General features: G+C 66.0%; 17 protein-coding genes, 1 tRNA gene and 1 pseudogene. 7 read left to right on the forward strand and 12 right to left on the reverse strand.

Translation table 11 applies throughout. The annotated features are described in order from the left end of the window. The first annotated feature begins 16 nt into the window (after window positions 1-16). Window positions 17-1,501 carry an MFS transporter gene (locus WHH00_RS00155; protein ID WP_406635468.1) on the forward strand — a complete coding sequence of 495 codons (1,485 nt, stop codon included), beginning with the start codon at window positions 17-19 and terminating at the stop codon, window positions 1,499-1,501. A 42-nt stretch (window positions 1,502-1,543) separates the two neighbouring features. Here the strand turns inward: WHH00_RS00155 and WHH00_RS00160 are convergent, their stop codons facing one another. The 4 genes from WHH00_RS00160 to WHH00_RS00175 all read right to left on the reverse strand — a co-directional run bounded on the left by WHH00_RS00160 (window position 1,544) and on the right by WHH00_RS00175 (window position 5,166). Further along, window positions 1,544-2,686 (reverse strand): FAD-dependent oxidoreductase, encoded by a 1,143-nt coding sequence (locus tag WHH00_RS00160; RefSeq protein ID WP_406635470.1) that lies wholly within the window; start codon window positions 2,684-2,686, stop codon window positions 1,544-1,546. 14 nt (window positions 2,687-2,700) lie between these two features. After that, window positions 2,701-3,627, reverse strand: a complete 927-nt coding sequence (locus tag WHH00_RS00165) for an AEC family transporter (RefSeq protein ID WP_406635472.1) — start codon at window positions 3,625-3,627, stop codon at window positions 2,701-2,703. Window positions 3,628-3,678: 51 nt separating this feature from the next. After that, window positions 3,679-4,104, reverse strand: a complete 426-nt coding sequence (gene panD / locus WHH00_RS00170; protein ID WP_172801470.1) for an aspartate 1-decarboxylase — start codon at window positions 4,102-4,104, stop codon at window positions 3,679-3,681. A 147-nt stretch (window positions 4,105-4,251) separates the two neighbouring features. Then, entirely contained in the window at window positions 4,252-5,166 is a 915-nt protein-coding gene (locus tag WHH00_RS00175) for a LysR substrate-binding domain-containing protein (RefSeq protein ID WP_406635475.1), read from the reverse strand. A gap of 153 nt (window positions 5,167-5,319) precedes the next feature. Between WHH00_RS00175 and WHH00_RS00180 the strand changes: the two genes are divergently transcribed. The 3 genes and pseudogenes from WHH00_RS00180 to WHH00_RS00190 all read left to right on the forward strand — a co-directional run bounded on the left by WHH00_RS00180 (window position 5,320) and on the right by WHH00_RS00190 (window position 12,032). Continuing rightward, the gene (locus WHH00_RS00180) at window positions 5,320-6,783 is read left to right on the forward strand and encodes an amino acid permease (protein WP_406635477.1); all 1,464 of its coding nucleotides are present in this window, start codon (window positions 5,320-5,322) and stop codon (window positions 6,781-6,783) included. A 337-nt stretch (window positions 6,784-7,120) separates the two neighbouring features. Beyond that, a pseudogene (locus WHH00_RS00185) lies at window positions 7,121-8,271 on the forward strand (IS3 family transposase). A 266-nt stretch (window positions 8,272-8,537) separates the two neighbouring features. Next, window positions 8,538-12,032, forward strand: coding sequence for a bifunctional proline dehydrogenase/L-glutamate gamma-semialdehyde dehydrogenase (locus tag WHH00_RS00190; RefSeq protein ID WP_406635479.1), 3,495 nt, complete (start codon window positions 8,538-8,540; stop codon window positions 12,030-12,032). A gap of 113 nt (window positions 12,033-12,145) precedes the next feature. Here WHH00_RS00190 and WHH00_RS00195 read toward each other — a convergent pair whose 3' ends face one another. Next, a complete protein-coding gene (locus WHH00_RS00195) occupies window positions 12,146-12,463 on the reverse strand; it encodes a hypothetical protein (RefSeq protein WP_406635481.1) in 318 nt (105 codons plus the stop codon). Window positions 12,464-12,619: 156 nt separating this feature from the next. Further along, window positions 12,620-13,474, reverse strand: a complete 855-nt coding sequence (locus WHH00_RS00200) for a LysR family transcriptional regulator (protein ID WP_066279926.1) — start codon at window positions 13,472-13,474, stop codon at window positions 12,620-12,622. Window positions 13,475-13,616: 142 nt separating this feature from the next. Here WHH00_RS00200 and WHH00_RS00205 point away from each other — a divergent pair, with 142 nt between their 5' ends. After that, window positions 13,617-14,996, forward strand: a complete 1,380-nt coding sequence (locus WHH00_RS00205) for an MFS transporter (protein WP_406635483.1) — start codon at window positions 13,617-13,619, stop codon at window positions 14,994-14,996. Between the two features lie 6 nt (window positions 14,997-15,002). Here WHH00_RS00205 and WHH00_RS00210 read toward each other — a convergent pair whose 3' ends face one another. From WHH00_RS00210 to WHH00_RS00220, 3 genes are all read right to left on the reverse strand, one after another. Further along, on the reverse strand, window positions 15,003-16,121 hold the full coding sequence (locus tag WHH00_RS00210) for a N(5)-(carboxyethyl)ornithine synthase (protein WP_406635485.1): 1,119 nt from the start codon (window positions 16,119-16,121) through the stop codon (window positions 15,003-15,005). A 32-nt stretch (window positions 16,122-16,153) separates the two neighbouring features. Further along, a complete protein-coding gene (locus WHH00_RS00215) occupies window positions 16,154-16,294 on the reverse strand; it encodes a hypothetical protein (RefSeq protein ID WP_406635487.1) in 141 nt (46 codons plus the stop codon). Between the two features lie 102 nt (window positions 16,295-16,396). Continuing rightward, a tRNA-Gly gene (locus tag WHH00_RS00220) sits at window positions 16,397-16,470 on the reverse strand. A gap of 240 nt (window positions 16,471-16,710) precedes the next feature. Between WHH00_RS00220 and WHH00_RS00225 the strand changes: the two genes are divergently transcribed. Beyond that, window positions 16,711-17,190: an SRPBCC family protein gene (locus WHH00_RS00225; protein WP_406635489.1), complete on the forward strand. Its 480-nt coding sequence runs from the start codon at window positions 16,711-16,713 to the stop codon at window positions 17,188-17,190. A 164-nt stretch (window positions 17,191-17,354) separates the two neighbouring features. On the opposite strand, the gene WHH00_RS00230 is transcribed toward WHH00_RS00225, so the two are convergent. After that, on the reverse strand, window positions 17,355-19,007 hold the full coding sequence (locus WHH00_RS00230) for a CAP domain-containing protein (RefSeq protein WP_406635491.1): 1,653 nt from the start codon (window positions 19,005-19,007) through the stop codon (window positions 17,355-17,357). Window positions 19,008-19,255: 248 nt separating this feature from the next. Between WHH00_RS00230 and dcd the strand changes: the two genes are divergently transcribed. Further along, entirely contained in the window at window positions 19,256-19,831 is a 576-nt protein-coding gene (gene dcd, locus WHH00_RS00235; protein ID WP_406635493.1) for a dCTP deaminase, read from the forward strand. Window positions 19,832-19,875: 44 nt separating this feature from the next. Here the strand turns inward: dcd and WHH00_RS00240 are convergent, their stop codons facing one another. Then, the gene (locus WHH00_RS00240; protein ID WP_350004103.1) at window positions 19,876-21,054 is read right to left on the reverse strand and encodes a cation:proton antiporter; all 1,179 of its coding nucleotides are present in this window, start codon (window positions 21,052-21,054) and stop codon (window positions 19,876-19,878) included. 6 nt (window positions 21,055-21,060) lie between these two features. Then, window positions 21,061-21,543: a cation:proton antiporter regulatory subunit gene (locus tag WHH00_RS00245; protein ID WP_231455209.1), complete on the reverse strand. Its 483-nt coding sequence runs from the start codon at window positions 21,541-21,543 to the stop codon at window positions 21,061-21,063. Between the last annotated feature and the right edge of the window lie 3 nt (window positions 21,544-21,546).

Raw genomic sequence — 21,546 nt, forward strand, 5'->3', positions numbered from 1 at the left:
AACCGAAACGAGACCCATGCCAACCGCCCGCGCCCAGGGAGTGGGCTTCCGTTCTGAACGGGGCCCCATCCTCATAGCCCTGATGCTCGCCACCGGGCTGGTGGCGATCGATTCCACCATCGTGGCCACGGCCGTCCCGTCGATCGTCCGCGACATCGGCGGGTTCGAGTCATTCCCGTGGCTGTTTTCGGCGTACCTGCTGGCGCAGGCCGTCTCCGTCCCCATCTACGGCAAACTCTCCGACATGGTGGGCCGGAAACCCATCATCCTTGCGGGCATCGGGCTGTTCCTCCTCGGGTCCGTGCTCTGCGGCATTGCGTGGAGCATGCCCGCCCTGATCGCCTTCCGTGCCCTGCAGGGCCTCGGCGCCGGCGCAGTGCTTCCTGTCTCCATCACCATCGCAGGCGACATCTACTCACTGGAGGAACGCGCCAAGGTCCAGGGCTACCTCGCGAGCGTGTGGGCGGTCTCCTCCGTGGTGGGACCAAGCCTCGGCGGCATTTTTGCCGCCCTGGGGTTTTGGCGGGGGATCTTCCTGGTCAACATCCCGCTGTGCCTGCTGGCGGGATGGATGCTGGTCCGGACGCTGCACGAGAACGTGGACCGGGCCAAGCACCGGGTGGACTACGCCGGTGCAGCCCTCCTGGCGGCTTCGCTTGGCCTGCTGATCCTTGGCGCCCTCGAAGGCGGCCAGGGCTGGGCCTGGAATTCACCGGTCAGTATTGGCATTTTTGCCGTGGGCGGGGTGCTGCTGGCCCTGTTCCTCATGGTGGAAAGGCGCGCGGCGGAGCCCGTGCTGCCGTCCTGGGTGGTTTCGCGCCGTCTCCTCGGAACCACAGCCCTTGTGTCCTTCGGCGTTGGTGCCGTCATGATCGGGCTGACGTCCTATGTGCCCACGTTCCTGGAAGGCGCGCTGGCCAGCTCACCGCTGGTCGCCGGGCTGGCCTTGGCGGCACTCACCGTGGGCTGGCCGATCAGCGCCTCGCAGGCCGGGCGCTTCTACCTGCGGATCGGGTTCAAGGCCACAGCGCTCATCGGCATCTCCATCACCGTGGCCGGCCTCGCGGTCCTTGCACTTACCTCAGCCGCTCCCAGCGTAACGCTGGTCGCCGTCAGCTGCTTCGTCGTCGGACTCGGCCTGGGGCTGGTTGCCACCCCCACGCTGATCGCCGCCCAGTCCAGCGTTTCCTGGAATGAGCGGGGCGTGGTCACCAGCACCAACATGTTCGCCCGGTCCATCGGGAGCGCACTGGGCGTGGCCGTTTTCGGTGCGGTGGCCAACGCCATTTATGGGGGAGCCGCCGGAGGAGGCGGCAACGGACCCGCAGTAGTGGCCGCTTCCGGCGCAGTCTTCGTGGCCGCCCTTGCCGCGGGGGTCCTCACGGTGGCGGCGGTCCTGGCCATGCCTGCTGTGCGGGCGGCCAACGTGGACGCCGCGAGTGGGGACGGCGAGGACGGCGGGGAACCGGTCCTTACCGACGCGGAGGACAGCTCCCGGTAACCGCCCCTGGATGATGGCGGGCAATCAGATGACGGCCGGCAATCAGCGGCCGGCGCGGAAGATCTCCGGGGCGGGCCTGGTGCCGGTAGCCAGGTCCGCAAGGATCCGCCCGATGACCGGCGTGAACTTGAAGCCGTGCCCCGAGAATCCGGCGCCGATCACCACGGGACCGATCCGGTCCAGGACGAAGTCCTCATCCGGGGTGGTGGTGTAGGTGCAGCTGACCGCCTCGAAAGAGTCAGCGTCCACCCCGGGCAGCCAGGTCCGGGCGTACTCCTGCAGGGCGGCGAGCTGCACCGGCTCCGGCAGGAAGGACCGCCGGTCCGGATCCACAACTGGGCCCACTCCGTGCCAGCCGGCCTTAATCCCCTCGCCCGGTGTCTGCATCCCGTACACAGGGGAATACCAGCCCTTGTAGTCCGCGCCCGCCCCCGGGTAGTGGTTGAAGCCGGGCCATTCTGCCCCCGGGTCCGTGACCCTGAAGTGCACCGGCTGCTCCTGGGTGACGCGCAGTTGTGGAATCCGCAGCCCTGAACCGGCGCTGTTGCCAAGCGCTCCGCCGAGGAGCTTCTCCGTCCAGCCGCCGGCCGTGACAACAGCCTGTGCAGCGGTGACCACCTCCGTGCCGGCAGCGGACTCCAAAACCAGCCGGACGCCGTCGTCCATCACCTGGAAGTCCACCACTTTGGTGTGGTGCCGCATCTCGGCGCCGCGGGCTATGGCCAGCCGCTGCATGGCGGGGAGGGCAACGTCAGGGTTGAGCTGGCCGCCGTCGGGCAGGTGGAGCACCTGCTGGTCGAAGCGGATGCCGCGCCAGCGCTCGGCGGCTTCTGCGGGGTGCAGGAATTCCGCGCGGATCCCGGCCTGCTCCAGGGCGGCGGCAACATCGGCAAACAGTGGCTCCGGCCCGTGGTTGACCACGCCCGTGCGCGCCAGCAGCTGTTCGCCGCTTTCCTGCTCCAGCTCATCCCACAGGGCCAGCCCCTCGGCCAGCATGGCCACGTATTCGGGCCGGTGGTAGCCCGGGTTGAGGTTGCGGGTGGTGCCGTGCGAGGCCCCGATCCGGTGCCCGGGTCCGAACTGCTCCACCAGCGTCACCTGCCGGCCGCGGCGCGACAAAGCCCACGCGGCGGCCGAGCCCATCGCTCCGCCGCCGATCACCACGGTGTCCAGAACAGTATTCATGCAGCCCTCCAGGCTCAGGTCAGCAGCAGTGCCACGCCGATCATGGCCGGCACAGCCACCACGGTGGTAATCAGAACGGTGTCCTTGGCCACGGTGAGGCCGGTCTTGTAGCGGCTGGCGGCCACAAAGACATTCTGCGCGGTTGGCAGCGCAGCGGTCACGACGACGGCGAACAGGACATGGCCGTCCAGCCCCAGCAGGAAGCGGGCAAAGAGATAGGCAAGCGCCGGCTGGACCGCGAGTTTGAACGCGCTCGCCAGCAGCGTGTCCACGCGGCGGGCCGCGGAGGCCTGGAGCGGGCGGGTGCCGTTCAGGCTCATGCCGAACGCAATCAGCATGGCGGGAATCGCTGCGCCGCCGATCAGGTGGATCGGCTCCATGACCAGTTCCGGGACCTTCCATCCGGTGCCCGCCACCAGCAGGCCCAGCGCGGAGCCTACGATCATGGGGTTCCGCAGGATCATCACAGCGAAGTTCAGCGGCGTGGTGCGGTGGTTGCTGGTGCTCGAGTCCAGGAGCATCAGGAACAGCGGCGTGAAGAAGGCGAGCTGGAAGATCAGCAGCGGCGCCACGTAACTGGCATCGCCCAGGACATAGACCGCGATGGGAATGCCCAGGTTCGCCGAGTTGACCAGCGACGCCGCCATGGAGGACATCAGTGATTCCGGAAGCGAACGCCTGAGCCAGAACTTGGCAATGACGAAAAATATGGCGGCGGTGGCGACGGCCGACACCGCGGCCACCAGGAGGGGAGCCGCGAAGACTTCGGCGAGGCGCGCTTTGCTGAGGGTCTCAAAGAGCAGGGCCGGGCTGGCCACAAAAAACGTGAGGGAGCTCAGCACCTGCCGGGCGTTGTCACCCAGGATTTTCTGCCGGCCCACGAACCAGCCCACCAGGATGATGCACCACACCACAAAGAAGCCCGCCAGCACGCCTAGCACGGGACGGCCCGCAGGGCGCGGCGGGGCAGGGGACCGGGGCTCACGCTCCGGTTAGAGTGCGGCGTTGTTAAGCGCGAAAGGGGGGCGCAGCAAACCCGGGGTAAGGCCCTCGGCGGGGTCGTTGCCAAGCTGGATCACGCGGTTGTTCTCGTCCACGTGGACCACCCTGGGCTCGTAGCTCTTCGCTTCCTCGGTGGTCATCTGTGCGTAGGTAATCAGGATGACAATGTCGTTTTCCTGCATCAGGTGGGCCGCTGCCCCATTGATGCCGATCACGCCGGAGCCGCGCTCGCCGGCGATCGTGTACGTCTCCAGGCGCGAGCCGTTGGTCACGTCCACGATGGACACCAGCTCACCCGGCAGGATGTCGGCAGCCTCGAGCAGGTCCAGGTCAACAGTGACCGAACCTACGTAGTGCAGGTCAGCGTGCGTGACGGTGGCCCGGTGGATTTTGGACTTGAACATTGTTCGATTCATAACGGCTTCAGTCTAGCGGCGGGGGCCCTGCGGCGCAGTGACGCAGGAAACAGTTACGCAGGAGCGGTACCGGCGCGGCGACGCACCGCGTCATGGCGCGGGGAGGAGCGCAGTCCCCGGGTGGTGGACATGTCCGACGGCGGCTGGTCACCCGGCGACATTCTCCGCTACGGCTTCTGCCGTGGCCGCCAGGGTTTCCCGGGCGGCCAGGATGGCAGGCCGCTTGGCACTTGAGCGGCGGACCGAGGTGAAGACTGTCCGCCGCGGCTTCCCCGGCAGGTCCAGGAGCCGCGCCGTGGTGCCGCGGCCGGTCCACACGAGGTCCGGCATCAGCGCCACGGCGTTGCCCGATTCGATCAGCCGGATCTGGGCCTGGAGGTCGGCGGTCTCAAAGCGCACGTCGGGCTCGAACCCGGCGCTCCGGCAGGCCTGTTCAGCCCAGTGCCTTGATGCGGCACCCCGCGGCTCCATCACCCAGGCGAGTTCCGCAGTGTCCTCGATCGAGGAGATGGCGGGGCCGCCGTCGGACGCCGGCGGAATGGCCAGCCGGATGGCATCGGTGGTCAGCTTGACCCTGTCCAGCTCGGGATAGCGGGGGGCGGCATGGCCCGGATACTGCTCGGCAATGACGAGGTCAAAATCGCGGGCCCAGGTCTCGTGCAGGGCGGTCTCAGGCTCGCGCTGGATCATCTCGATGCGGACCTCAGGGTAGGTGCGGGACATGCGCGTGAGCGTTTCCGGCATGAGGGCAAGGGCTGCCGACTGGAAGACGGCGATCCGGACGGTGCCGGTGACCGTCGTCAACGATGCGGCCAGGTCCGCCTCAGCCTGCTCCATGGTCTCCAGCAGGCTCGCGGTGTGCGCCACCAGGACTTCGGCCTGCGGTGTGAGCTGAACCCGGCGCCCCGTCTTGCGGAGCAGCTCGACGCCCACTTCCTTTTCAAGCAGGGCAAGCTGCTGGGATACCGACGACGGGCTGTACTGTAGCGCCTCTGCCACCTCCGCGAGCGTGCCCCGGATGCTGAGTTCACGGAGGAGACGCAGCCGGCGGACATCAAGCATGAGGAAATCCTTACCGAAACTAACGAATATAGGTTAGAAGTAGTCACTTTATCTAACGCAAGCACGCTTGCATACTGTTGGGACCGAGTTACCCCCGTCACAAGCGATTCTTCGCGCGCCGTGACGGGGTCGCACCCCAAGCAGGAGTTCCTGATGAGCACTAGAGATATGACCCAGTCGATCATGCGGCGCAAGCCCATTGACGACATTGAGGAAGAGAACAAACATAGTGGCCTCTTTAAGTCACTCGGGCTTTGGCAGCTTACGGCGATCGGCGTAGGCGGCATCATCGGCGTCGGCATCTTTTCCCTCGCGGGACTGGTGGCCGCCGGCAGCGAGAGCGCACCCGGGGTGGGGCCCGCGGTACTGATCTCCTTCCTGGTGGCTGGCCTTGCGTCCGCCGCCGCTGCTTTGTCCTATGCGGAATTCGCGGGCATGATTCCCCGCGCCGGGTCCGCCTACACCTACGGATACGTAGCACTCGGCGAGATCATCGGCTGGTTCATCGGCTGGGACCTCCTGCTGGAGTACATCGCCATCGTGGCGGTGGTTGCCATCGGCATCTCCGGCTACTTCGATGCCTTCCTCTCGGGAATCGGCATCAACATGCCCATCTGGATGACGTCCACCGCGGACGAGGGCAGGGGCGGCGTCGTCAACATCCCGGCCATCGCGGTCTGCCTGATCGTGACCTGGATCCTGTCCCGCGGCACCAAGGCCTTCGGCCGGTTCGAACTCGTAGCCGTTGCCATCAAGGTCATCCTGATCCTCTTCATCATCGGGCTGGGCGTCTTCTACATCGACACCAACAACTACAACCCGTTCATGCCCAGCGGCTTCGGTCCAGTCCTGGCCGGCGCAGCCACTGTCTTCTTCGCCGTCTTCGGCTATGACGCCATGAGCACCGCGGCGGAAGAGGCGAAGGACGGCAAGAAGCACATGCCCAAGGCCATCATCCTCTCGCTGATCATTGCGATGATCCTCTACGTGGCGGCCACCCTGGTGCTGACCGGCATGCAGAACTACAAGGACATTGACCCCACGGCGGGCTTTGCCTCGGCCTTCACGGGTGTTGGCCTGCCGGTGATCGCCACCATCATCTCGGTGTTCGCCGTCCTGTCCATCCTTACCGTGATGCTGACCTTCCTCCTGGGTGTCACCCGCGTCTGGTTCTCCATGAGCCGAGATGGCCTGCTGCCCGGCTGGTTCTCCAAGACAGACCGCCACGGCACCCCGCAGCGCGTCACGTGGATCGCCGGCGTCGCCTCCGCCCTGCTTGCCGGGGTGTTCCCCATCAAGGCCGTCGCCGACCTGACCAACATCGGCATCCTGGCCGCGTTCGTCGTCGTCTGCTTCTCGGTGATCGTGTTCCGCTACAAGAAGCCGGACGCACCCCGGACCTTCCGCCTCCCGTTCATGCCGTTCATCCCGGCGTTCGGCGTGCTGGCATCGGCATTCCTGATGTTCCAGCTGCACTGGGAAACCTGGGCCCGGTTCGGCGTCTGGCTCCTTGTTGGCCTGGCCATCTACTTCTTCTACGGAAAGAAGCACTCGCTGATGAATCCCAACAGCCCCCGGCATGACGAGATCGTGGAGATGCACCGCCCCCTCGTCTGACCCGCCCCCGGGACGCTCTCTCACTTGATGTCGCTTATACCCGGACGCTCTATCACCTAACGTCGCTTTACCCCGGACGCTCTATCACCTTCCTGTGGAGGGTGAACTGCTCCCCGGAAGTTGGACTGAGAAATTCAGTTCCGACTTCCGGGGAGCAGTTTTTATGCATACACGTAGTTCATTGTCTGAGGCGCAGCGCGAGGCGGCTGTAGCGTTGTTTGAGAAGGGTGTCGGGTATGGGTCGGCGGCTCGGTCGCTGGATGCGCCTCGTGTGCCGGTCAGGGCGCTGTATGGGCGGTGGAGGATTCATGGGCAAGGAGTGCTGGTGGCCAGGCCGGTGAGGTCGTACTCGTTTGAGTTCAAGCGTGCCCTGGTCGAGCGGTTCCTCGCGGGCGAGTCCGGCCCGGATCTGGCAGTCGAGGCAGGTCTGGCCTCGCGTGAGCTGCTGCAAAAGTGGGTCCGGGCGTACCGGCGCGAAGGCGAGGACGGGTTGCGGCCCAAGCCCAAAGGCCGGCCGCGGAAACCCGATTCGCCGCCGCCTGCGCTTGAGCGGTTGCGGCGGGAGAACGAACGGCTGCGCGCTGAGGTGGCGTACCTGGGAAAACTGCGGGCCTTGAGGGAACAGGGACGACGGTAAAGGTTCAAGCCGTCGTTTCCCTCAAGGCTGACTATCCGCTTGGTGTCCTGTTGAACGTCGCCGGGCTGGCCAGGTCGACGTTCTTCTATCACCAGCCCCGGCTGCAGGCGCCGGACCCGGAAGAGAAACTCAAAGCCGCGGTCACGGAGATCTTCGAAACGAACCATGGCCGGTACGGGCACCGGCGGGTCCATACTGAGCTGTCCAAGCAAGGGTGGACGGTCGCGAAGAAGACTGTGCTGAAGCTGATGCAGGAACTCGGGCTGGTCTGCAGAGTCCGGCGCCGGAAGCGCTACAACTCCTACCAGGGCGAACAGGGCGCGGTAGCGCCCAACGTGCTGAACCGGGAGCTCGACGCCGATGCACCGAACCAGAAGTGGGTTACCGATGTGACGGAGTTCAGCGTCGGGGACCGGAAACTTTACCTCTCACCGGTCATGGACCTCTTTGACCGGCAGATCATTTCCTACTCGCTGGGCTCATCCCCGAACCTGGCGCTCACCAACGATTCCCTGCGTGAGGCCCTGACCTGCCTGCAGCCCGGCGAGCAACCGCTGGTGCATTCGGACCAAGGTTTCCAATACCGCCACCCCTCCTGGTGCGCCCTGATCGCGGGCGCCGGTGCGGTCCAGTCAATGTCCCGCAAGGGCAACTGCTACGACAACGCCGTCATGGAAAACTTCTTCGGCCACCTCAAGGAAGAACTCTTCCACCGCGTCCGATTCCTCAACACCGACGCACTGGCCGCCGCCGTCGAGGAATACATCCACTGGTACAACACCAAAAGAATCTCAACAAAGCTCAAGGGCCTGAGCCCGGTCCAATACCGTGCCCAGGCCCTCGCAGCTTAGGATCCTATTTAGCCAGTCCAACTTCCGGGGAGCAGTTCAGGGTGATAGAGCGTTTCCTTTTTTCCCGCATCAAGTGGGAGAGCGTCCGGAAAATTGCCGCATTAAGTGCGAGAGCGTATGTGGGTGGAGGGGTGCGGGGCGGGCGTGCAAAGCTTCATCTTTTCTAACCTGTATTGCTTAGAAAAGATCGCTTTATCTTATGTGAGTGGAAGCTCATACTGGTGGATAAGACCTCCTTGAAACCCCAGGAAAGAACGAGAAACGCCATGACCCACATTGCAATGGAACCGGCAGCCGCCACCGGAACTGCGCCCCGGACTGTCGACGTTGACGTGCCCCAGGCCAAGGCATTGGCCAGCGAAGCGGTGGCACTGGTCCGCCACTGGCTGACCGAGGCGTCCAAGGTTCCCGTGGATGCTTCCGCCCAGCAGCTTGCCGGTGTCCTGAAGGACCCCAACGGCCTGGAATTCACCGTTGGCTTCGTGGACGGCGTGGTCCGCCCCGAGGATCTGAACGTCGCCGCCCGCAACCTCGCCGCACTGGCCCCCAAAGTTCCTGCCTTCCTGCCCTGGTACATGCGCAGCGCCGTGGCGCTCGGCGGGACGATGGCCCCGGTGATGCCGCAGGTTGTCATCCCCATCGCCCGCAAGGTCCTGCGCGAGATGGTGGGCCACCTGATCGTTGACGCCACCGACGCCAAGCTGGGCCCCGCCATCGCGAAGATCCGCAAGGACGGCATCAAGCTCAACGTCAACCTCCTCGGCGAAGCAGTCCTGGGTGAGCACGAGGCCTCACGCCGGCTCGAAGGCACGCACACGCTGCTGGCGCGTCCCGACGTCGATTACGTCTCCATCAAGGTCTCCTCCACCGTGGCCCCGCACTCGCCGTGGGCCTTCGACGAAGCCGTTGAGCACGTCGTCGAGAAGCTCACCCCGCTGTTCGAGCGCGCAGCTTCATTTCCCAAGGCCAAGTTCATCAACCTGGACATGGAGGAGTACAAGGACCTGGACATGACCATTGCGGTCTTCACCAGGATCCTGGACAAGCCCCAGTTCAAGAACCTCGAGGCCGGCATCGTGCTCCAGGCCTACCTCCCGGACGCACTCTCCGCCATGATCCGCCTGCAGGACTGGGCCGCTGAGCGGCGCGCCGGCGGCGGAGCCGCCATCAAGGTTCGCGTGGTGAAGGGCGCCAACCTCCCCATGGAGCAGGTGGAGTCCTCGCTGCACGACTGGCCGCTTGCCACGTGGGGAACCAAGCAGGACTCGGACACCAGCTACAAGAGCGTCATCAACTATTCCCTGCACCCGGAGCGGATCAAGAACATCCGGATCGGCGTTGCCGGCCACAACCTGTTCGACATCGCCTTTGCCTGGCTCCTGGCCAAGCAGCGCGGCGTTGAGTCCGGCATCGAATTTGAGATGCTGCTGGGCATGGCGCAGGGCCAGGCCGAAGCGGTCAAGAAGGACGTGGGCTCGCTCCTGCTCTACACCCCGGTGGTGCACCCTGCCGAGTTCGACGTCGCGATCGCCTACCTGATCCGCCGCCTCGAAGAGGGCGCCAGCCAGGACAACTTCATGTCCGCCGTGTTCGAACTGAGCGAAAACGAAACGCTCTTCGAGCGCGAGAAGCAGCGTTTCCTTGCCTCACTGGAGGCACTGGACAACAGCGTTCCGGCGCCCAACCGGCAGCAGAACCGCAACCTCCCGCCGCAGTCCCTGCCGCACGATTCGTTCAAGGACACCCCGGACACGGACCCGTCCCTCCCTGCCAACCGTGACTGGGGCCGGGCCATCCTGGAGCGCGTCCCCTCCTCCAGCCTGGGCAACGCCGCCGTGAAAGCTGCCTTCATCAACGACGAAGCAAAGCTGAACGACGCCATCAGCACCGCCGTCGAAAAGGGCAAGGCCTGGGGTGCCCTGTCCGGTGCCGAGCGTGCCGAGATCCTGCACCGCGCCGGCGACGTCCTCGAAGCCCGCCGTGCCGACCTGCTCGAGGTCATGGCCAGCGAAACCGGCAAGACCATCGACCAGGGCGACCCCGAGGTCAGCGAAGCCGTTGACTTCGCCCACTACTACGCCGAGTCCGCGCGAAAGCTGGACAAGGTCGACGGCGCCACCTTCGTCCCTGCCAAGCTCACCGTTGTCACTCCGCCATGGAACTTCCCGGTCGCCATTCCGGCCGGGTCCACCCTCGCGGCACTCGCCGCCGGCTCCGCCGTCGTCATCAAGCCTGCCAGGCAGGCCGCCCGCAGCGGCGCCGTGATGGTCGAAGCGCTGTGGGAAGCCGGCGTGCCCCGCGACGTGCTGACCATGGTGCAACTGGGTGAGCGGGAGCTCGGCAAGCAGCTCATCAGCCACTCCGCCGTTGACCGGGTCATCCTCACCGGCGGTTACGAGACCGCCGAGCTGTTCCGCTCCTTCCGCCAGGACCTGCCGCTGCTGGCCGAAACCAGCGGCAAGAACGCCATCATCGTCACTCCCAGCGCGGACCTGGACCTGGCAGCCAAGGACGTGGCGTACTCCGCGTTTGGCCACGCAGGCCAGAAGTGCTCCGCCGCGTCCCTGGTGATCCTGGTGGGTTCCGTGGCCAAGTCCAAGCGGTTCCACAACCAGCTGATCGACGCCGTCACCTCCCTGAAGGTGGGCTACCCCGAGGATCCCACCAGCCAGATGGGACCGATCATCGAGCCCGCCAACGGCAAGCTCCTCAACGCCCTCACCACCCTCGGCGAGGGCGAGAACTGGGCCGTGGAACCGAAGAAGCTGGACAACACCGGGCGGCTCTGGAGTCCGGGCGTGCGCTACGGCGTCAAGCGCGGCTCCTACTTCCACCTGACTGAATTCTTCGGGCCGGTCCTGGGCGTGATGACCGCAGAGACCCTGGAAGAGGCCATCGCCATCCAGAACCAGATCGAGTACGGCCTCACCGCCGGCCTGCACTCCCTGAACTCCGAGGAACTCGGTACCTGGCTGGACTCCATCCAGGCCGGAAACCTCTACGTGAACCGCGGCATCACCGGCGCCATCGTGCAGCGCCAGCCGTTCGGCGGCTGGAAGAAGTCAGCCGTTGGCGCAGGCACCAAGGCCGGCGGACCCAATTACCTGGCCGGCCTGGGCAATTGGACCCCAGCCAAGAGCGCCGCGAACGCTGAGATCACCCACCCAGGTGTCCGCCGCATCATCGATGCAGCCGAAGCCGCGCTGGAACCTGCAGGCCTCGCGTCGGTCCGGCGCGCACTGGCCTCCGACGCGCAGGCCTGGGCCGATGAATTCGGTACCGCCAAGGACGTCTCCGGACTCAGCGCGGAACGCAACATCTTCCGCTACCGCAGCCTTCCCGTGACGGTGCGGCTGTCCGAGGGTGCACCGCTGGCGCACCTGGTGCGGACCGTGGCGGCCGGCGTGCTGGCCGGCTCGGAACTGACGGTGTCCACCGCCGTCGAGCTTCCCGCCCAGCTGCGCCCGGTACTGATCGCACTGGACATCGAGGTGACGGTGGAGTCCGACGCCGACTGGCTGGCTTCCATGGGCCGGCTCGCGGCGGCGGGCAAGCTGTCCAATGGCCGCGTCCGCCTGATCGGCGGCACCCCGGCGGCCCTGGCGAAAGCCACGGGAGGACGTCCTGACGTGGCAATCTACGCCCACCCGGTCACCGAGGCGGGCCGCGTTGAACTGCTGCCCTTCCTGCACGAGCAGGCCGTCAGCATCACCGCCCACCGCTTCGGCACCCCGAACCATCTCTCGGACGCGCTGATCTAGAAGTCCTGCAGGCCCTGAGGCAAGAAAAGGCTGGTCGACCACCAATAGGTGGCCGGCCAGCCTTTAGATGCCGGGTGTCCGCGCCTGTTGCGCGGGTGGAGACCTCGCGGTAGCTAGCCCAGGTACCACCCGGGCGGCGTCCATGTCATTGGAACGCTGTGGGCGGAGAATTCCTCGCACCGGGTGCACGTGTACGCGACCTCACCCAGGGAAGCGACCGTTCCATCACGCCGGTAGGTTGGCGGGATGTAGGACTCCAGATAGACGAATTCGTCCGTCCGGCAGGTGTCGCAGGTAGGTTTTCCTACGTAGCCGGAATCGGTTGTTGCGATCCCGGCGCCGAGGTTGGAGCGGCGGGTGGCCGGCGTCCGCGCAGTGTTGAGCGGCCGCGCATGGGCCGAACTGGCATGGGTGTTCCTGGCTGTCGTCATTGGCTGCCTGTCCCGGGCGGAATTCCTGGCATGCAGGAGCCCCCCGTACTTGAGAACCGGCCAGCTGCTTGACCTAGAAAGTCAGCATAGGGGATGCAACCTTCAGCAATCAATGGAAACGGGTGAATGGTTGCGCCCAAAGGGGCGGCACCGGCGTTATGCTTGCCGGTTAATTGTCCTGCCCACAATGGACTGCGTCAGCGCGTCGATGACCTCTGCGTTAGCCAGTGGGTTGCGGATCAGCGTGAAGTCCACGTCGCCCACCGCGGGCAGGTCGAACCGCCGGGTGATGATTTTCAGGTCCTCGGGAACGAGCGACGACGGCATGACAGCCACGCCGATTCCTGCCCTCACGGCCGCCAGCACCCCACTGATCTGCCGCGTGGTGCAGGTGATCCGCCAGGTCCTGCCATGGGACTCGAGGGCGTCGATGGCCAGTTTCCGGCTCAGGCTGGGGGACGGGTAGGCGATGAGCGGGACCGGTGCTGCCGGGTCCAGCGTGGTCTGCTCCAGCCCCACCCAGGAAAAGGAATCGTGCTGGACCACCGTTCCGTCCTTGGCGCCCGCCACCCACTTCACGAAAACCAGGTCCAGTTGCCCCGCGTTGAGCTTCCGGTACAGCTGGTCGCTTTGGCCCACCGTCAGCTCCAGGTTGATCTGCGGATAGATCTGCCGGAACTCGCGCAGGATCCGCGGCAGGCCGGTGATGGCGAGGTCATCAGCGGTGCCGAAGCGCAGCCGTCCGCGCATGGCGGAGCCGGAAAAGTAGCGGGAGGCTGAGTCGTGGGCTGCCAGGATGTTCCGGGCGAAGCCTGCCATGGCGTCCCCGTTGTCCGTGAGCCTGACATCCCGGGTATCACGGCTGACCAGGACCCTCTTGGCAGCAGCCTCCAGCTTGCGGACGTGCTGGCTGACCGTCGGCTGGGCCAGGCCCAGCCGCTCGGCTGCCTTGGTGAAGCTCAGTGTTTCTGCGACGGCAAGGAAGGAGCGCAGCTGGGCCGGTTCGAACACAATGGACTCCGGGGGCATCGGTGCGGACAACGAGGACATTGCGGTTTGCAATACGAGTTATAGGGACGATACGCCTCCATAATCCCGAGTCCCAGCCTAGCGTTAAGGGCATCCCGGACCGCACGCACTTGAGGACACACCTGTGGCACCCCCACCGCCGTCATCGGCAACCGTCACCCAGCCCATCATCGATACCGCCAACCCGGCGCCCCCGGACCACCAGACCCAGCCGCTCGCCGTCGTCAGCGAACGCCTGCCCTGGAAGCACACCTTCATCTCCCTGCGCGTCCCCAACTTCCGTATTTTCGCAGCAGGCCACTTCATCGCCGTCGTGGCCATCTGGATGCAGCGGATCGCCCAGGACTGGATGGTGCTGGAACTGTCCGGTTCCGTCACCGCCGTGGGCATCACCGTGGCGCTGCAGTTCCTGCCATCCCTGCTTTTGGGGCCGTGGGGCGGGATGATCGCCGACAGGTTCGCCAAGCGGAAGATCCTGATTCTTTGCCAGGGCATGGCGGCGGTCCTGGCGGCCGCGCTCGCGGTCCTCGCGCTGACCGGGGCCGTTGAAGTGTGGCATGTCTACGTCATCGCGCTGGTGCTTGGCCTGGTGACGGTCCTTGACCAGCCGGCCCGGCAGGTATTCGTTAATGAACTCGTTGGGCCCAAATACCTGCGCAACGCCATCAGCGTCAACTCCACAACCTTCCAGCTGGGCGGCCTCATCGGTCCGGCCCTGGCCGGGTGGATGCTTACTGCCGTGGGAGCGGGGTGGGCCTTCGCCGGCAACGCGCTCGCGTGCTGTTCCACGGTGGCCATGCTGCTTCTTTTGCGCAAGGACCAGTTGTTCGTGAGTGAGCCCGCTCCGAAGGCCAAGGGGATGCTGCGCGAGGGGCTGCGTTACGCGTTGGGCAAGCCCACCATCTATTGGCCCTGGCTGATGGCAGGCTTCATCGCGGTTTTCGCCATGAGCCTGCCCGTGGTGCTCGCCGCCTTCGCGGACAATGTGTTCAACGCGGGTGCCGCCGGTTACGGGCTCCTGAACGCCCTGGTGGCGCTTGGCGCGCTGGCCGGCGCGGTGGCGTCGACCCGGCGCCGCCGGCTCCGGCTGCGCTCGGTGGTCTTCTGCGCGGGAATGTACGGGGCCATGCTGTGCCTGGCCGCGCTGGCACCATCCATGCCGGTGTTCGGCGCGGTGATGGTGCTCTCGGGGTTCTGGTGCCTGATGTTCCTCACCGGGTCCAACCAGCTGGTCCAAATCAGCTCCAACATGGGGATCAGGGGCCGGGTCATGAGCCTGTACATCATGGTCCTGATCGGCGGCCAGGCAATCGGCGGGCCCATGCTGGGCTGGATCGCCGAGCACGCCGACCCGCATGTGGCACTGCTGGTGTCCGGCGGCGTGCCCGCCCTCGCGGCTTTGACCGTCGCGGTGATCCTGGCGCGCAAGGGTTCGCTGTTGCTGAGGGTGGACTTCAAGGACCGGCGGCAGCCCGTGCGGATTGTCCGGCGGGCCGCCGCTTAGCCAGGACTACAGCGCGAGGTGCGGGTATGCCTCTTCGCGCTTCTGGAACTCCAGGACATCCCTGTTGCGGATGACGCCGTCGCGGATCTCGATGGCACGGGAGATGGTGTCGTTGCCTTCCCACGCCCCGGGGCCGCTGACCACGGTTTCCAGGAACGGCAGCAGGGCCTGGCTGATTTCCCAGCTGGCGGAGTTCCAGAGGTAGGACGGGCTGTGGTCCACGGCGTAGTAGTTGATGTGGTCGCCCACCGTGAACATGGGGTCGGCGAAGGTGGTGGACCGGGCCCAGCTGAAGCCCATGCCTTCGTCGCACGAAACATCCACAATGAGGCTCCCGGGACTGAACGCCGCCAGGTCCTCCGTCCGAAGGTACGTCAGGGGGTTGTTGGGGTCCTGCAGGGTGCAGTTGACCACGATGTCGCTCTCGGCCAGGAACGGTGCCAGCGGTACCCGGCCGCGCTCGCTGATGACCTGGCTCAGGAAGGGGGCTTCGTCGTCGTGGTCAAACTGGACGATGTTCACCGAGTGGATGGGCGCCCCGACAGCGGCCACGCCCCGGTTGGTCAGCACCTGGACGTCATGGATCCCGTGGGCGTTCAAGGCAGTGACGGCGCCCCGGGCTGTTGCGCCGAAGCCGATGACCGTGGCGCTGAGCCTCCGGCCGTAGTCGCCGGTGGACCCGGTCAGCGCGAGGGCATGCAGCACGGAGCAGTACCCCGCGAGTTCGTTGTTCTTGTGGAACACGTGCAGCCCGAAGCCGCCATCGCTGGCCCAGTGGTTCATGGCCTCAAAGGCGATCAGCGTCAGCTTCTTGTCGATGGCCAGCTGGGTGATGGCGCGGTCCTGGACGCAGTGCGGCCAGCCCCAGAGGACCTGGCCGTCCCGCATGTCGGAAAGGTCTTCCGGCTGCGGCTTGGGCAGGAGGACGACGTCGGCCTCCGCCAGCAGCGACTCCCTGCCGGCCATCCTGCCCACCAAGGGTGAGAGGTGTTCGTCCGAGACGCCCAGCCGCTCGCCGTAGCCGGTTTCGAGGATGATGTGCTCGCGGATTTCGGGCGCGATGCGCTCGAAGTGCAGCGGGTGAATGGGGAGCCGGCGCTCATCAGGCTTCTTTGTTGATGCCATTACGCCGAGGGTGAGTCTGTTCTGCGGCCCTGTCACTTCTTTTTGGCGGCCTTGCTGGACGTCACGTCCAGGGAGCTGGCCGGGGCGGAAGCGGCTTTTTTGTCGGCCCGCTTTTCCTTGATGGACTTGCCGGATTTTTTGGATGCTGTTTGACGCGGGGACTTGTCAGCCATGAATTGCTCCTGTAGCGGAACCGAAGAGGTTCCTGGCTTCTGACGATACACGCCGGTACCTAATGGTCCCGGGGTGGTTTGTCTTCTGTCCCGCTGCGAGCGTGGAGCGGCTGACGGGAATCGAACCCGCGTATCAAGCTTGGGAAGCTAGCGCTCTACCATTGAGCTACAGCCGCGCTGCCCCGCCGTGGAGGGGCAGAACATAGCTTAGCGCAGAAGTTTGCCTGCTCTGCCCACCCGGCCTGCACGCCGCGCGTGTCCCGGTTGCAGGCGCGTCATCCAGTAACTCTTCAATAACGCCGCCTGCCGTAGCTAGGTGCGGCTGCCGGGCGCTGGCTAACCTGTTCCGGGTAGCTGCGGGGCCGGGGGGGATTGCAGCTATGAGCCACGCTGACGTCAACCACAGGAAGATCCCCATGGCATTCGCAGAACACGAGGTCCTTATCCGGCGGGATGCCATGGCCGTCTATCAGTACCTTCTTGATGCGACCAACCTGCCCGTGTGGAGCGATTCTGTGCGCAGCGTCAAACTGCTGCAGGGCGCCTCGGCATCCAAGGGAGCGGTGTACCGGAAGATGGTGGCCGGCCGCTCCGGGCTGAGCATCCCGGCGGAGCTCGAGATCACCCATGCCAGGCCCGGCGCCGAAATCCGGTTCCAGGCCATCTCCGGCCCTGCCCACCGTTCGGGAGGTTACTACCTCAGTACGGAGGCGGGGGGAACACGCGTCAGGTTTGCCCTTGAAGCCCGGGCCGAGGGGGCGGCCGGCATCCTGCACAGGCTCAGGTTCCTCAACCGGATCGGATTCCTCAACAGGATGCTTCAGCGGAGCCTCTGCTCCGAGGTGGCACAGCTGGAACGGCTCAAGGACGTATTGGAACTCCAGCCGGCCATGTAGCGCCGTTCTGCCAGCCCCGCCAAGCGCGCCTGCCCCGCCACCCGCGCCTGCCCCGCTAGCCGCGCCAGCCCCGTTGGTCCCACCACCGCGCCAGCCCCGCCACCCGCGCCTGCGGGCAGGTTTCGCTGCGCGATGCGCGTACCGGGTCCACCGCGGCGGTGCGCCTACTGTGCCAGGCGTTGCCCGGCCCACGGGCCGGGGATGTTCGACGGCGACGCAAGGGTTCCCGAGGTCAGGTCCCAGTACTGCACAACGTCGGATGCCCGCCGCAGGGCCAGCCCGGTGGAGTTCAGGCCGGTTACGTTGCGCAGCGGCCTGATGCCCGTGACGTCACCCCAGCCGGTAGCCACGGTGGCCCTGGCTTCGGCGCGCAGTGCGGTGGTGCCCCAGCCGCGGTGCAGTTGGACTGAGCCGTCAGCCCGGAGCGCCAGGACGTCCTGGAACCCGTCGGCGTCGTAATCCACCATGGACAGCTTCCGGGCGGCACCGATGGAAGCTACGAAGGTCCGTGCGGAGAGGTCGCCCAGGCCCTTGTTGGGGTACAGGTAGAGGTTTCCCGCCCCGTCCAGGGCAAGGATCTGGGGGAGCCTGTTGTTGGCACACCAGCCGCCCACGGCGAGGGTAAGGGTTTCCCACCCCCCGCTTCCGAGGGTGGCGGGCGGCTGGAATCCGCCGGCGGCAATGCCGCGATGCAGGGTCAGGGAACCGCTGCTCCACTGCGTGAGGAGGTCATAGGCGCCGTCCCGGTCCCAGTCGGTGGTAAACACTTCCTTGGCGCCGGCAAAACCCGAGCCGATGACCTTGGCAGCGGCAAAGGTACGCGCGCCCGTCGCTGCGCGTGCCAGGAGCTGCCCGGAAGAATCGACGGTCACCAGGTCTGCGGGCCCCTTGATGGCCGCGGCCGAGAGGTCCAGCGTGGGCGGCATGTGCCGTACCGGGGCGTCGCACATGGTGGGCGGCGGCGCCGGGAAAGGTGTGCCCGACGCGGTTCCGCCGGGGGAGTCGGTAGTGCCGGCGGGAAGGGTGGTGTAGCCGAAGAAGTTCACCACGCCCCAGATCTTGTACGTGCGGTCCGTGTAGCTGATCCCGGCCCCCATGACGTTGAAGCGCGGATCGAGCAGCATGGCGTTGTGGCCGGGGGAGCCTTTCCACCATTCCACCAGCAGGGCCGCGTCCCGGTCCGTGCGGATGGCGATGACCTCACCGGCGCCGTTGTTGGGACTCAGGGCGCGCTGATCGGTCCAGAAACTGGCGCGGTGCTCGATGACCTCGCGGGAGGCGATGCTGTCCGACCACTCCTGTGCCAGTGCTGCCACTGTTGCGTGGTACTTCACGGGGTTCAGGCCCTTGGACGCCCGGTACTCGTTGATCCGGTTGAACACCGTGAGGATGGCGGCTGCGTTGCTGTCCGGAATGAGGGCTTCCGGTGCCGGAGCAGCCAGGGATTCCGGGGCGGCCAGGCGGGACGCCGAAGGTGGGGAAAGTTCCGCGTCCGGCGCCCAGAGGGGAGGAATGGAAGGAACCTCGGGGGCAGGTTCTTCGGAGGGCGGAACGGGTGCCGGTGCCGCGGGCTCCACCGGATCCTCAAGGGTGCCGGCGGACGGGCTGGTTGCGGGCGCGGGTGCCAAAGGTTCCGTTGCCACAGGTTCCGGCGGCGGGTTTGTCGCCAGGGGTTCCGTGGGTGAGGCCGGCCGGATGTCCGGTTCAACCGCGGGGGCGAGCAGGGACCCGCCGGAGCCCGCGCCGGAGGGGGACCCCGCGCCGTCGGATACGGCCGGAGCGCCCAGGCTGACGCTGCTGGGCCCCGTTGCGCCCACTGGCGGCCCTGCGGCCGGCACCGGCGGCGTGCCCGCCGATGAGGAGAGCAGCGCTAAAGCCAAGAGCGCCCCGATAAAAGAGGGCGCGGCCAATCTATTCACAACATCCCCAGCTCTGTTGGGCCATCCGGGAGACCATCCGGCGCCTGAATCACTGCTGTAACAGTAGCCCCACGAGCGCTCTGCAACAACGAAAAAATGTTCCTGTGGATAACTGCTCAGCAGTGGCCATACGGTAATTTGGGACGGTGCTGATCTCTGACCGCGATATACGTGCCGAAATAGACTCCCAGCGGATCGTGCTCGATCCGTACGATCCGGCGATGGTCCAGCCATCATCCGTTGATGTCCGGATCGACAAGTTCTTCCGCCTGTTTGATAACCACAAGTACGCCCACATCGACCCGGCCGAGGAACAGCCTGAGCTCACGCGCCTTGTGGAAGTGGAGCCGAACGAGCCGTTCATCCTGCACCCGGGCGAGTTCGTCCTGGGGTCCACGTACGAGACCGTCACGCTGCCGGACGATATCGCTGCGCGCCTGGAAGGCAAGTCCTCCCTGGGCCGGCTGGGCCTCCTGACCCACTCCACCGCCGGCTTTATCGACCCCGGCTTCTCAGGCCACGTCACGCTGGAACTGTCCAACATGGCCACCCTGCCCATCAAGCTGTGGCCGGGCATGAAGATCGGCCAGCTGTGCTTCTTCCGGCTGACATCCGCTGCGGAACATCCTTACGGCTCGGGCGAGTACGGCAACCGCTACCAGGGCCAGCGCGGTCCCACCGCCAGCCGCAGCCACCTGAACTTCCACCGCACGGAGATGTAGCAGGCAGTGCAGCGCCCGCCCTTGGGCTCACGCAGGGGGTAACTTCAGGCTTTGGCGGCCACTCCTGCCGGCGGCAGTGCTGCCGTCAGGGGTCCTGCAAACCGGGCCGCGAGCGGACCGATGACCGCCATCAACAGCACATAGGCGGTGGCAAGGGCGGCCAGTTCGCCGGGGACCGCCCCGGAAGCCACTGCCAGTCCCGCAATGACGATGGAGAATTCCCCGCGCGCGATCAGCGTGGCTCCCGCACGTAGGCGGCCGGGCCGGGCAATCCCTGCGCGCTTGGCCGCCCACATGCCGGTGGCCATCTTGGTGGCGGCCGTGATGACGGCCAGCACCAGGGCCCAGCCCAGGACAGGCGGGATGGATGTGGGGTCTGTGTTGAGCCCAAACGCCACAAAGAAGATGGCGGCAAACAGGTCCCGCAGCGGCTCCAGGATGCGGGTCGCGTTGTGGGCGGTGGCTCCTGAAATTGCGATGCCGAGCAGGAATGCTCCCACCGCGGCGGATACCTGCATGGCGGAGGCGATCCCGGCCACCAGGAGCGCGGCGCCCAGCACGTTCAGGAGGAACACTTCCGAGTTTTCGCTGTGAACGGCCTTGGACACGTGATGGCCGTGCCGCAGCGCCACCATCAGCACCACACTCACCACTGCCAGGGCGATGCCCACACTGGTGAGGCCGCCCAGGAAACTGACCCCGGCCAGGATGGTGGTTAGTACGGGGAGATAGACAGCCATGGCAAGGTCCTCGAAGACCAGGATGGACAGCACCACCGGTGTTTCCCGGTTGCCTATCCGGCCGAGGTCGGTGATGACCTTGGCCGCGATTCCCGATGAGGAAATGTACGTGACGCCGCCCAAAACCATGGCTCCCACCCCGCCCCAGCCCAGCAGGTAGGCAAGTGCGGCCCCTGGCAGGAAGTTCAGGACCAGGTCCAGCACGCCACCTTGCCAGGATCTGCGCAGGCCGGTGAAGAGCTCGGTCGCCGTATATTCCAGTCCGAGCATAAGCAGCAGCAGGATGACCCCGATTTCACCGGAGACGTGCGCAAATTCCTTCATGCCGTCGAGCTTGACGATGCCGCCGGCGCCGAAAGCGAGTCCGCCCAGGAGGTAGAGCGGGATAGGTGACATTCCGACCCGTCCGGCCAGCCTGGCCAGCAGGCCAAGGCAGAACACAACGGCCCCCAGTTCAATGAGGGTCAGGGCCAGCGGGTCCATGCCGTCTTATCCGCGACGCAGGATGTCGGCCGCCGCGTCGAGGCCTTCCTGGGTACCCACTGCCACCAGCAGGTCGCCGGAGTGGAGCACGACGTCGGGTCCCGGCGACGGGAGCACCTCGCCTTCGCGCATGATGGCCACGATGGAGACGCCGCACCGGGTACGGATGCACGCCTTGCCCATGGGCTGGTTCTGGAAGGGGGAGTCCGGAGCGATGGAAAACTGCCGGGTGACGATTCCCGGGACGTCCTTGTGCTCCTCTGTAAGTTTCATGGCCAGGTGCTGCCCGCCAAGGAGATTGCCAAGGGTGGCTGCTTCCTCGGTGGTGAGGGGTATGGACGCCTGGCAGGTGTCCGGATCATCCCAGGCCGAGACGATGAGTTCGGTCTGGCCCTCGCGCCGCTCCACCACGCCGATCCGGCGGCCTGAGGCGGTCATGAAATCCTTGCGCCGGCCCAGACCGGGAAGGTTGGTTTCGTCCACGTTCATAGT

This window comes from Pseudarthrobacter quantipunctorum, assembly GCF_045291495.1.
In the GTDB taxonomy this organism is placed as follows: Bacteria; Actinomycetota; Actinomycetes; order Actinomycetales; family Micrococcaceae; genus Arthrobacter; species Arthrobacter quantipunctorum.

Coding starts and splice junctions, on each gene's coding strand:
- WHH00_RS00175 (WP_406635475.1), bottom strand. CDS start 5,166: ATGCTTGATGTCCGCCGGCTGCGTCTCCTCCGTGAACTCAGCATCCGG.
- WHH00_RS00160 (WP_406635470.1), bottom strand. CDS start 2,686: ATGAATACTGTTCTGGACACCGTGGTGATCGGCGGCGGAGCGATGGGC.
- panD (WP_172801470.1), bottom strand. CDS start 4,104: ATGAATCGAACAATGTTCAAGTCCAAAATCCACCGGGCCACCGTCACG.
- WHH00_RS00210 (WP_406635485.1), bottom strand. CDS start 16,121: ATGGCATCAACAAAGAAGCCTGATGAGCGCCGGCTCCCCATTCACCCG.
- WHH00_RS00225 (WP_406635489.1), top strand. CDS start 16,711: ATGGCATTCGCAGAACACGAGGTCCTTATCCGGCGGGATGCCATGGCC.
- WHH00_RS00245 (WP_231455209.1), bottom strand. CDS start 21,543: ATGAACGTGGACGAAACCAACCTTCCCGGTCTGGGCCGGCGCAAGGAT.
- WHH00_RS00155 (WP_406635468.1), top strand. CDS start 17: ATGCCAACCGCCCGCGCCCAGGGAGTGGGCTTCCGTTCTGAACGGGGC.
- WHH00_RS00190 (WP_406635479.1), top strand. CDS start 8,538: ATGACCCACATTGCAATGGAACCGGCAGCCGCCACCGGAACTGCGCCC.
- WHH00_RS00180 (WP_406635477.1), top strand. CDS start 5,320: ATGAGCACTAGAGATATGACCCAGTCGATCATGCGGCGCAAGCCCATT.
- WHH00_RS00240 (WP_350004103.1), bottom strand. CDS start 21,054: ATGGACCCGCTGGCCCTGACCCTCATTGAACTGGGGGCCGTTGTGTTC.
- WHH00_RS00215 (WP_406635487.1), bottom strand. CDS start 16,294: ATGGCTGACAAGTCCCCGCGTCAAACAGCATCCAAAAAATCCGGCAAG.
- WHH00_RS00195 (WP_406635481.1), bottom strand. CDS start 12,463: ATGACGACAGCCAGGAACACCCATGCCAGTTCGGCCCATGCGCGGCCG.